12 protein-coding genes and 1 pseudogene are annotated in these 11,733 nt (G+C 38.8%); 5 read left to right on the top strand and 8 right to left on the bottom strand.

From position 1 onward, the window contains the following. Positions 1-642, bottom strand: a 642-nt coding sequence (locus tag ACY3FQ_RS18300) for a GAF domain-containing protein (RefSeq protein ID WP_489774611.1), incomplete at its 3' end; no start/stop codon positions are given. A gap of 328 nt (positions 643-970) precedes the next feature. Here ACY3FQ_RS18300 and ACY3FQ_RS18295 point away from each other — a divergent pair. Further along, a protein-coding gene (locus ACY3FQ_RS18295) for an IS3 family transposase (RefSeq protein ID WP_201950404.1) occupies positions 971-2,100 on the top strand; the annotation gives its coding sequence in 2 pieces (ribosomal slippage) (positions 971-1,223 and positions 1,223-2,100; 1,131 coding nt in all). A gap of 302 nt (positions 2,101-2,402) precedes the next feature. Beyond that, positions 2,403-2,795, top strand: a complete 393-nt coding sequence (locus ACY3FQ_RS18290; protein ID WP_126035585.1) for a PPC domain-containing protein — start codon at positions 2,403-2,405, stop codon at positions 2,793-2,795. 414 nt (positions 2,796-3,209) lie between these two features. Here ACY3FQ_RS18290 and ACY3FQ_RS18285 read toward each other — a convergent pair whose 3' ends face one another. Then, complete coding sequence (locus tag ACY3FQ_RS18285; RefSeq protein WP_201950401.1) at positions 3,210-3,848, bottom strand: glutathione S-transferase family protein; 639 nt, start codon at positions 3,846-3,848, stop codon at positions 3,210-3,212. A 16-nt stretch (positions 3,849-3,864) separates the two neighbouring features. Further along, entirely contained in the window at positions 3,865-4,884 is a 1,020-nt protein-coding gene (locus ACY3FQ_RS18280) for an NADP-dependent oxidoreductase (protein ID WP_279692528.1), read from the bottom strand. Between the two features lie 144 nt (positions 4,885-5,028). Between ACY3FQ_RS18280 and ACY3FQ_RS18275 the strand changes: the two genes are divergently transcribed. After that, positions 5,029-5,637, top strand: a complete 609-nt coding sequence (locus ACY3FQ_RS18275) for a TetR/AcrR family transcriptional regulator (RefSeq protein ID WP_201950397.1) — start codon at positions 5,029-5,031, stop codon at positions 5,635-5,637. A gap of 103 nt (positions 5,638-5,740) precedes the next feature. Next, positions 5,741-5,971: a hypothetical protein gene (locus ACY3FQ_RS18270; RefSeq protein ID WP_001087973.1), complete on the top strand. Its 231-nt coding sequence runs from the start codon at positions 5,741-5,743 to the stop codon at positions 5,969-5,971. Between the two features lie 83 nt (positions 5,972-6,054). On the opposite strand, the gene ACY3FQ_RS18265 is transcribed toward ACY3FQ_RS18270, so the two are convergent. The 3 genes from ACY3FQ_RS18265 to ACY3FQ_RS18255 form a co-directional block, all read right to left on the bottom strand. After that, complete coding sequence (locus tag ACY3FQ_RS18265) at positions 6,055-7,182, bottom strand: alkene reductase (RefSeq protein ID WP_201950396.1); 1,128 nt, start codon at positions 7,180-7,182, stop codon at positions 6,055-6,057. Positions 7,183-7,386: 204 nt separating this feature from the next. Continuing rightward, positions 7,387-8,064: a type 1 glutamine amidotransferase domain-containing protein gene (locus tag ACY3FQ_RS18260; RefSeq protein WP_489774610.1), complete on the bottom strand. Its 678-nt coding sequence runs from the start codon at positions 8,062-8,064 to the stop codon at positions 7,387-7,389. A gap of 85 nt (positions 8,065-8,149) precedes the next feature. Next, on the bottom strand, positions 8,150-9,307 hold the full coding sequence (locus ACY3FQ_RS18255) for an iron-containing alcohol dehydrogenase (RefSeq protein WP_201950395.1): 1,158 nt from the start codon (positions 9,305-9,307) through the stop codon (positions 8,150-8,152). A 265-nt stretch (positions 9,308-9,572) separates the two neighbouring features. Between ACY3FQ_RS18255 and ACY3FQ_RS18250 the strand changes: the two genes are divergently transcribed. Continuing rightward, positions 9,573-9,812: an IS3 family transposase gene (locus ACY3FQ_RS18250; protein WP_407079334.1), complete on the top strand. Its 240-nt coding sequence runs from the start codon at positions 9,573-9,575 to the stop codon at positions 9,810-9,812. Between the two features lie 230 nt (positions 9,813-10,042). Here ACY3FQ_RS18250 and ACY3FQ_RS18245 read toward each other — a convergent pair whose 3' ends face one another. Further along, entirely contained in the window at positions 10,043-10,357 is a 315-nt protein-coding gene (locus ACY3FQ_RS18245; protein ID WP_004812141.1) for a putative quinol monooxygenase, read from the bottom strand. A gap of 334 nt (positions 10,358-10,691) precedes the next feature. Continuing rightward, positions 10,692-11,522: pseudogene (gene fghA / locus ACY3FQ_RS18240) on the bottom strand (S-formylglutathione hydrolase). Positions 11,523-11,733: the final 211 nt, after the last annotated feature.

Raw genomic sequence — 11,733 nt, 5'->3', positions numbered from 1 at the left:
CTCTTGTGAAAAACCCGTAATTTCACGACAAGCAATATTGGTATTAAGAACGTATCCTTGCAGATCAAGTTCAAGAATTACATCTGGATGATAATTGTAAAAAGAACTATATTTTTCATTTATGGCTATTTTTTGTTGGCGTTCATCATCAAGCTCAATCGCTAATGCAACTAAAGAGGCGGCCTGTTCTAAAAGACGAATATTATGTTTCGTCGGTTTTTTGGGAGTTCGGTAATAAGTCCCAAAAGTTCCATATAAAATATTTCTTGCATTAATAATAGGCATAGACCAGCAACTTGAAAGCTGCTCTGCCTTTACTAATGCACGATAAGCTGCCCAATTCGGATCTTCCATCAGATCCTGACTAATGACCAACTTACGTAAAAATGCAGCTGTTCCACAAGCACCGCGCTGAGGACCAATTTTTAAATTATTGACGGCTTTACAGTATTGATTTGAGAAATGTTGTTTACCACTGATAAGCTTTAAAGTTTGATCATGTTCGGAATAAAGCATGATCGTAACTAAGGCATCAGGAATATGGGATTCAAGCCACCCAGAAATTGCATTTAAAATGGGTTCTAATTCAGCGTACTGCCCTATAAGATTAAAAATATGATACGTATCATAACTCTCTCTCATTTGCTTCTACCCTCGCTTGACCTCTATTCAATCCTTGGTCTATTTTTGACTTCATTATTATAACAGTTTGTATATTTTTCATTTATGACGGCTACATTAACAAGTAACATTAGCCTTTCCTTATGACTATAACATTTTTATAGAATATCGATTAGGTCTCTTTCATAAGTGAAAAGTAATCTTTTTTATTAAAGTTTATACTTGGCATGGTTGAGCTAGGGAAAGGAATAGGCTTTGTTGTGATGTGGGTCTAGGATTTTAGACCACGCCTATAAGTGATAATCTACTCCCCAATGAGCATGGGAAATGCTTGTTTTTGGAGTCAACCATGACACGAAGAAAACGTCGTAATCATTCAGCAGAGTTTAAAGTTAAAGTTGCTCTAGCAGCAATTAAAGGCGACCACACACTCGCTGAACTTTCTACTCAATTCGATTTAGATCAAAACCAAATAATTGATTGGCAAAATCAACTGCTTGAGCAATCAGTCAATATTTTTTCACGACCAACAGCACAACAAGAACCAGAGATTGACCTCAAAGCTCTACATACCAAGATAGGACATCAGGCATTGCAAATTGATTTTTTAGAAGGTGCACTCAGAAAAATAGGGCAGCTGAGCGGCAAAAAATGATCGATAAGACCCATCAACTTTCGGTACGACAACAATCGCAATTGATTCAAATCAATCGCAGTACGTTGTATTACAAGCCCAAAGAGATTTCATCAACTGATTGGAGTTTGATGCGTCTGATCGATGAAATTCATCTCGACTACCCATTTATGGGCAGTCGAATGATACGAGATATGCTACAGCGTCAAGGACATCAAATAGGTCGGCGTAAAGTCCGACGTTTAATGCGCTTGATGGGAATACATGCCTTGTATCCAAAACCCAATACCAGTAAGCCTAATCTTGCACACCGTATTTTCCCATATCTTTTGAAAAACATGGTCATAGATCACTCTAATCAAGTCTGGTGTACAGATATCACGTACATTCCTATGGCTAAAGGCTTTGTCTATCTGTGTGCAATTATAGATTGGCATAGTCATAAAGTACTGGCTCATCGTGTATCAATCAGTATGGAAACAGACTTTTGCATAGATGCGTTGCAAGAAGCAATTGTGAAATATGGTTGTCCTGAGGTGTTTAATACAGACCAAGGCAGTCAACTCACAAGCGAGGCATTTTTGAATGAGTTAAAATTGCGAAAAATCCGTATCAGTATGGATGGGAAAGGACGGTGGATAGATAATGTGATGATTGAGCGTTTATGGTGCAGCGTGAAGCATGAGGAAGTCTATTTGAAGGCTTACGATACGGTTAAACAAGCGAAACAATCAATTGCTGAATATTTGGATTTTTATAACATGATACGTCCTCATTCAAGTTTGAATAAGGCAACACCGAATGAATTTTATGATCAACATTTACTAAAAGTAATGGCAGCATAATTTAAATATTTAGAGCGGATTTATCACTTATAAAACTAAATTGAGTGGTCTAATTAACGGAACCACATTAGATGACCAATTTGTTGTACGGTAAATTTTAGGTGTAGGCTTATTCATCTGAGAATTATATTGCTGAATAAGCCTTAAGAGGTAGATTTATGCAACCAAGCCATGTGTGTATAGAATTTTGGTGACTATTCACATTTCTGTTCCATGATTCATGGTTACTTATTACTTATGTTACTATGTCAGGGGCGATACAAGATTATGAAAATAGCGAATACGTACTAGTTGGTGCTTTTATGGCCCTAACTTTAACTATGCTTAGCCCTGCCGTACTTGCAAATGATAACAATGATATTCGAAAGACTGTTGTAGTTAAGTTTGCAAAAAAAGCTTACTCTGCAAATTATTACGGAAGGCTAGATGGATACAAGTATGATTCCTACAAATTTTATGCTAAAAAAGGGCAAAAGTTAAAAGTGACGTTGACTGGAGGAAATGTTGAAACTTACTTATGGGGTAATCAATTAAAAGACTCTATCAATCTTGGAGAATATTCTCCAGAGCTTGATGATAATGGTGTTTATATTTTACCTGCTTCAGGTGAGTATGAAATTAGAGTATTACAACCTAGATCACAGGCAAGAAAAGATAAAAAACCTCAATACTGGATGAGTATTAACATTAAATAAAGACTTGCTAGATTCGTTTAAACTTTTATACAAGGGTTCAAAAGCTATTGCCAGTTAAGCAGGGCGTGATTTTTACGTATATGTATTTATGTTAGTAAAATGATGTAGTTTACTTGTTTAATACCCCGAGGAATAATTTAATCTTGCTGTGCGTTAGTCACGTTTCTTTCTTTCAAAAGTTGATTATATCTTTCAACGTAACCGTCGTGATATTCAAGCCCTTTTGATAGGAATTTGCAGTGAAAGAATAGGCGAAACTTGTCTTGAATAATGATAATTCCTTATCTTTAAAATAGAGAACGCCCGATGAAATTCATTAGGCGTTTACTTTAAATAAGTGTCAGCTTATTTTATAACCAGACGTACTTGTCAATCATGATTCTTTTTCTCAATTGCCTTAAAAAAACAATCTTGCTATTTTTGACTTTTCACACCATTTTGTTCAATTTGTACTGCGGCTTGCCAGCTAGGTAGTTGGCTTAAACCTGCTACGTAACGTTGGATATGGGGATAATTTTCACCTTGTCCCATATGATAAACTAAAGCATGTAGTCCAAAGCCCATCATAAAGTCAGCACCGGTTAAACGGTCTGCCACTAGAAATTCTTTATCTTTTAAATATTCATTTAAATGGCCAAATACTTTATCGAACTCAACTTGAGTATAATTTTCTAGAAATACCAACTTCGTGCCCTGCTTGGTTTCTATCGCATTAAACGTTTTTAATAAAAATGGCAGCATGGCAGAGCTTTCTGAGAAATGAATCCACTGTAGATAATCGACATAGGTAGGTTCATCCATATCTGGTCCTAAATGCGGCGCAAGTTTCTGAATTAATAACTCAACGATTGCGCCTGACTCTGCAATAACTTTGCCATCCCATTCCAATACTGGAGATTTCCCTAAAGGGTGAATGGTTTTTAAAGAGTCAGGGGCCAAATGCGTGCTTGAGTCACGATAATAGCGTTTCAGCTCATAGGGCTGCTTGATTTCTTCAAGTAACCACAAAATGCGAAAAGAACGTGATTGATCTAAATGATGTAGTGTGATCATGATAATTCCTATTTTTTTAAATTTTTACAACCACTTTGCCAAAGTTTTCGCCTTTCAACATACCATTGAAAGCATTGATCGTGTTATCTAAACCTTGCACCATATGCTCTTTATATTTGATTTTTCCGTCTTTCAACCATTCAGACATTTGCTGATAGAATTCCGGATACTGACTGCCATAATCATCAAAAATAATAAAGCCTTGCATGCGAATACGCTTTTTTAAAAGGGTGGAAATAAAGCCCGGTAAACGGTCTGGCCCTTGTGCTTGCTCGGTAGCGTTATACTGGGAAACCACACCACACACCGGTACACGTGCCGCAGAGTTAAGCAATGGCCATACCGCATCAAACACTTTACCCCCGACATTCTCATAATAAATATCAATACCGTTGGGAGCTGCTTGTTGTAATTGTTCTGCAAAATTTTCATCATGATGATTGATACAAGCATCGAAGCCGAGTTCTTCTACAGCATAACGGCATTTTTCAGGCCCACCTGCGATGCCAACCACGCGACAACCTTTAAGTTTGCCAATCTGTCCAACCGTAGCACCAACAGGTCCCGTTGCAGCTGCAACGACTAAAGTTTCACCGGCTTTAGGCTGACCAATGTCCAACAGCCCCATATAAGCAGTAAATCCTGGCATTCCCAAAATACCCAATGCCCAAGATGGATGTTCAGGTTGCATACCTAAGCTTTGACATGCAGTCCCATTAGAAATTGCGTAGCCCTGCCAGCCATTTCCGGAAAGAACCCACTCGCCTTCTTTGAATTTTGGGTTTTTAGAGGCCACTACTTGACTGACTGTTCCACCGACCATCACTTCGCCAATTTCAACCGGTGCTGCATATGAAGGAGCATCACTCATACGACCACGCATATAAGGATCGAGTGACAAGTAAATGGTTTTCAACAATATTTCGCCTTGTTTAAGTTCATTGAGCTCAATTTGCTCAATACGAAAATCGCTGTGTTTTGGCTCACCCACTGGCCGTTTAGCTAAAACGATGCGTTGGTTAATAACTGTTTTCACACATATAACTCCATGTTTTATTTAGAAGTATTTCTCTTCACAATCAAAAACTATGATTAAAATTTCTTTACAACCATTGTAGATGAGTTATAATAAAAAACAATACGACTGGTCTATTTTTTTACAATAGAGTAAATAATTAATATGAAGCCTACTCCTATTAAAAAGTCTGAAGCGAAGCGCTTACACATTCTTAACACCAGTTCAGACCTGATTTTGCATAAAGGTTTTACCGGTGTAGGATTACAGGAAATTTTACAGAGCTGTGAGATCCCTAAAGGCTCGTTTTATCATTATTTCCAATCTAAGGAAGCTTTCGGATGTGAATTGGTACAGCATTATGTGGATAATTACCAAGTCCGTTTAAATGATGTATGGCGTAGCGATAAATCCCCTTATCAAAAGCTGATTGAGTATTTTAATTTATGGATAGAAGATCCTGAAACACAGTGTGGTTGGGCGGATAGCTGTTTAATTGTGAAACTTGCCGCAGAAGTTGCCGATCTATCTGAAGATATGCGCTCGATTATGTCCGCTGGCGTCGATGATGTAATCCAACGTATTGCTAGTTTAATTGATTTGGGTAAACAGGATCAATCTATTCAAGCAGATACTGAGGCCTCGACGTTGGCACAAGTACTTTACCAAATGTGGTTAGGTGCAGCATTACTGAGTAAGTTGCAAAAAGATAAAACACCATTACATCAAGCTCTGAGAGCAACTAAATTTCTATTAAAAAGTGAAGATTCATAAAAATTAGATTAAATATCAATTACATAATTAATGACAGCAGCCAATGATTACTTATTAATGTGTTGCTATTTGATCAATTTACAATCCATGAGTATAGCGCACAATGAATTCTCCTTCTAAAGCCCTCATGACTCGTATTTTAGTCGGATATTTAGGCTTATATCCCACGCTATTACTGGTACTCACTTTATTAAAGCCAATTACTCAGCATCAAAGTTTCCCGATGATGGTGTTGATTGAAGTCATAGTATTAGTGCCAGTAACGCAACTGATTTCTTTCCCACTGGCAGGTTGGCTCATTACACAGCTAAAAAATTTTAAGAATTTGTTTTAACAAGAAATTGTGCTGACAACAGCAATCCTAAGTTCTTACTTTGCCAACCATAAAGGTTGGCAAAATAACTCACTTAGTCAATATTAATCTGCGTAAGCTGGATAATCAATATAGCCTTTTTCCGTCCCACCATACATAGTGCTTGCATCTACTGCATTCAATGGCCAGCCATTGGCGATGCGATCGGGTAAATCTGGATTCGCAATAAATGGGCGTCCAAATGCAATTAAATCGGCCAGCCCTGCCTCTAAAATTCGAGTCCCTCTTTCTGCCGTATATCGACCTGCGTAAATAATCCGACCACTGAAAGTGTCTCTGACATCTCTACGAAAATCATGAGGAAGTTCTGGTGCATTATCCCAATCAGCTTCTGCAATTGATAAATAGGCAATCCCAACTTCTTCAAGTATTTTTATGGCTTCAATATAAGTCACATGTGGATCATCTTCAACCAACCCTATGTAAACACGATCTTCCTCTGTACTTTCAAATAGCGGGGCAAAACGCACTCCTAAACGATCTGCACCAACCACCTCAGCAACTGCCTCTACTACTTCACGTAAAAAACGCAAACGATTGTTTAGTGATCCACCATATTCATCTTCACGGTGGTTACTATGTGCAGAGATAAATTGATTCACCAAATAACCATTTGCACAATGAATTTCAACCCCATCAAAACCAGCAGCCAAGGCATTGCGTGCTGCTTGAGCATAGAGTTGCACTAATTCTTTAACTTCTGCATTGCTTAAAGCACGTGGCATTGAAGGATCAGCCAAGGCCCCTGCATTGGGCCCGGTTTCAATAAAGACTTTAACGTTACTATCAGCCCTAATAGCCGAGGGTGCGACCGGTGATGCATGATTGGGTTGCAAAGATGTATGTGAAACACGCCCAACATGCCAAAGTTGTGCAAAAATAATGCCTCCTTTAGCATGCACTGCTTCCGTCACTTTACGCCATCCAGCAATCTGTTCAGGGCTGTAAATACCAGGAGTCCAAGCATAGCCTTGACCACGTGGCTCGATTTGCGTACCTTCGGTGACCATAAATCCTGCCCCGGTACGCTGTTGATAATAGGTTGCCATCAGTTCATTTGGAATATTCCCTGGCTGAGTACTGCGCGACCGCGTTAATGGTGGCAATACAATACGGTTTTGCAAAACATACGGGCCTAAGCTCAGGTTTTGAAAAAATTTGCTGGCTTTCATTTCATTGTTTCCAAGTGATCATGACTTAATTGATCTAAATTAAAAAAAATACCCTTCCTTCCTAGATATAGAAAAATAAAGAAAGGAAAGCTATTCACTCAGGCCCTTCACCATTAAGTGAGGGTTATTTTGCTTATTGCGCCCGTTGCTCAGAGTCAGAAGTTTTATTCATTGCTAAGCACCACAACACAAACTAGCTACTCTTTATTTCAACAATTGAAGTAATGCTGAGGCAGTTGCAGCAGAAGATGCTGGATTTTGTCCAGTAACCAGCAAGCCATCTACTTGAACATATACTTGCCAATCATCCACTTTAGAATAATGACCACCGTTTTCTTTAAGCATGTCTTCGACTAAAAATGGTACAATTTCAGTCAAACCTACAGCGGCCTCCTCAGTATTAGTGAAACCAGTCACTAATTTACCGCTAACTAAAGGCGCTCCATTACTCGCTTTCACATGACGAAGAACACCCGGGGCATGACACACTGCTGCAACAGGTTTGCCAGACTGAATCGCCTGTTCAATCAGAGAAATTGAAATCGGATCTTCTGCTAAATCCAACAATGGGCCATGCCCGCCTGGATAAAACACTGCATCATAATCAGCTACAGAAATTTCGCTAAGTTTATGCGTCTGTGCCAATGCTTGCATTGCAGTTGGATCAGCTTCAAAACGATGAGTGGTTTCAGTTTGCGCATCGGCTAAATTACTTTTCGGATCTAGTGGTGGCTGCCCACCTTGAGGCGACGCCAGCGTAACTTCAGCACCAGAATCAATAAAGGTGTAATACGGTGCAGCAAGTTCTTCTAGCCAGAAACCTGTTTTCTTACCAGTATTGCCAAGTTGATCATGTGAGGTTAAAACGAGTAAAATTTTCATATTATTTCTCTGATAATTTTCAGGATTGAGGAGCATTGTTGCATGATCACTTGCCGTGTGGCGTGACCACGACAGATACGCTTATTTAGATGCTCATCTCGAGAATTTGGCGACTGATCTCTAATGAAACATTTTTATGTTCACCTAACTGGGTCAGATTGTGTGAGTCGAGTTGCGTAATGATGATCTCAATATCTGTTTCCCCAAGTCCAAAATCGCTAAGACGAGTCGGCAATCCGAGTTGCTCAAAGAAGGTTCGAGTACGGGTAATAGCTGCATCAATACGTTGTTCTTCATCACCTTCGACAATCTGCCAGACACGAGCCGCATATTGTAGTAATTTTTCTCGCTTCTCTTGACGACGTACTTGTAGATTGGCCGGCAACACAATTGCCAAGGTACGAGCATGATCAATACCATATAAAGCCGTGAGCTCATGTCCAATCAAATGGGTTGACCAATCTTGTGGTACACCAGCTCCAATCAGCCCATTTAGTGCCATGCTGGCGGTCCACATCAAGTTGGCACGCGTGTCATAGTCTGCCGAATCTTCCAAGATTTTCGGTCCAATCTCAATCAGAGTTTGCAATAGACCTTCGGCAAAACGATCTTGTACTTGTGCATTGACAGGGTAAGTTAAGTACTGTTCCATGACATGAATAAATGCATCGACCACGCCATTAGCCAACTGGCGCGTCGGCAAGCTAAAGGTTTTATTCGGATCCAGTACGGAAAATTGCGGAAAAACATAGGGACTGCTAAATGACAATTTGGCTTGGGTCGATTTTCTGGTGACTACCCCACCGTTATTCATTTCTGAACCAGTTGCTGGAAGGGTGAGTACACTCGCAAAAGGCAAAGCTTGGGTAATTTTAGTACCATGGGTTTCTAAAATCTCCCATGTATCCCCTGTATAATTGACTGCTGCTGCAATAAATTTAGTACCGTCAATTACCGATCCACCACCGACAGCCATCAAGAAATCAATCTTTTGTTCACGAATCAGCTCTACAGCTTTCATGAGGGTTTCATAACTCGGATTCGGCTCAATTCCGCCAAATTCATGAATTTCTCTTGTGCCTAATGCTTCACGCACTTCAGCTAAAGTACCATTCTTACGTGCACTTTCACCACCAAACAACATTAATACTTTTGCTTCTGTAGGCACATAGTCATTGATTTTAGCTATTGTATCGCCACCAAAAATAATGCGGGTCGGATTATAAAAGTTAAAATTCAGCATATTTTTATCCTAGGATGATCAGTTAATTGATTTGAAAAACCACCGTTATTCATCAAATAAACTTTAAAAAAATTGGACAACACTGCGGCTTTTGACTACACCATGTGGTGACTATACATAAAAATAGACCAGTCGTCTATTTTTATAAAAATTATTTCAGCTTGGAGACTTGAGTGATGGTTAAACACATTCAGGCTTGTTCTATACCGCTTTTATTATTGATGTATTTTCACGAGCGATTGTTGGATGGAAGGTATCAACACGTATGACTACTGACATGGTCGTGAACGCATTAGCTAAAACAATGAATGGCTCATACAAAATAGCAATGATTAAATATTTTAAAAGCAGATTGGCACGGTTTAGCAGATGTACAAATGCAACACTAAATTACATATATTGGTTCAACAAAAAGCGTGTACACAGTGCACTGGGATATGTATCGCCTTTTGAGTTTGAAGCAATGTACTATGATAAGATTAACCCGTTAGGTCAGGTAGTCTAACTTAAATAAAAAAGTCTCCGACAAACCCGGTACGGTTCATAGATTGGTTCAATATAAAGCATGTACATGGGTGCATTCATTTATTTACCCTGTTTTGATATTGACCCATGTAAATGATGAGATTAAGCCATTAGATAAAGTAGCCCAACTTGAATAAAAAGCTTCCGACAAACCTCACAGGGTTAAAGTGCTGCCTTTCATTCGAAATTTCAGGCAGCACCCTCATACATTTAAGCGTCAGTATGAGCTGGCAGTTTACTAGCCAAAACATCTACTTTTTCAATTGACGGTGGCTCTGAAAATAGCTCATCGGCCTGAGCCATCAAAGCAGCTGCAACCTTGCCAGATAGATGTGCTTGACGACCCGCCTCATCAGGAAATGCATCAAATATACCAAATGTTGTAGGTCCAAGACGTAGGCCAAACCACGCAACTGTCGCGGGTTCTTCCATTACAATAGGTAAACCGGCTTTAAGGAAAGCTTCCACTTCGTCTTCTTTACCTGGTTTAGCTTCAAGGCGGACATATAAAGCTGTTTTAAGCATGACTAAAACTCCACAATTGACTAGAATTAAAACTGATTCTTACATTGCTAATTTATGAATGTCAGAAAGTTTTGTTGTATAAAAGTTAAAAAAAATCCCCATAGCTGAGCCAAAATATAGTTTTTTATTTCGACATAATGCTATGAATTTATTCAAGTTAATATCATTAACATTTGAATCAAAAAATTAAGATATGAGATGATTAAATTCAATCTTAGTTATATAAGGATCAATTGACTCTGCCTTAGATTTATAAGCTGACCTCTTCATCTAGAAATTATATTGTTCAAGAAGCATTCAAGAACAACATTGTACATCCTCATATCTATGAAAGTTATTTAGCTATGAATTTGCTGTGAAACTCTATATGTTTCTCTATAAAGCTCGCAATGAAGTAATAGCTATGGTCATACCCTTCTCTTAGGTTAAGTGTAAGAGGATATTCTTGTTCCAAACAAATATTACTAAGAAGCTTAGGCCTTAACTGTTCTTCAAGAAAATCATCAGCTGTTCCCTGATCGACTAAAATAGGTAAATGAACTTCAGCGTTTTTGATTAATTCAATCGCATCATAGCTTTTCCATAAAGTTTCGGTTTCACCTAGGTAGTGTGTAAAAGCCTTTTTCCCCCAAGGTACTTGGCTAGGTGCAACAATGGGTGCAAAAGCAGAAATACTTTTATACAGCTCAGGGTTTTTTAACCCAATTACTAATGCACCATGACCACCCATGCTATGACCCATAATACTTTGGACTTGATTGGTCGGAAAATTCAGGTCAATCAGATTTCTGAGTTCTTCCACAATATAATCATACATTTTGAAATGCTGTGATTAGGGTGCCTGTGTTGCATTCACATAGAATCCTGCGCCTTGGCCTAAATCATAATCTGCATGATCTGGTACTTCCTCTCCACGTGGGCTGGTATCTGGTGCAACAATAATGACTTTATGTTCAGCCGCATACTTTTGTGCTCCAGCTTTACTAATAAAGTTCTGTTCGTTGCAAGTCAGTCCTGATAACCAATATAAAACTGGCAACCGCTCATCTTTGTCATGAGGTGGCAGATATATTGAGAATTTCATTGAACAGTTTAATACTATTGACTGATGGCGATACACTTCTTGCGATCCACCAAAAGAAGCATGTTTCTCAATTATTTCCATAATCAATTACCTATGTTGAGCAAGACTTCATGAGAAATCGAGTAAACAAAGAGTCTCATATTCTCCACAGAGAATAGTGATAAAGATTTAAAATGTAGGCAGGTTTATTGAACCTATACACGATGCCTACACAGATAGATCGGTTTTACAGATAATGTGCCTTTTTAGAGGATTCCATGCATGTCAATCATGATGCACATGCATGGAAAAC

The sequence above is a fragment of the Acinetobacter sp. AB03 genome, assembly GCF_058107045.1.
Note: the sequence above shows the minus strand (reverse complement) of the source record. Positions and strands in the feature narration are given on the sequence as shown.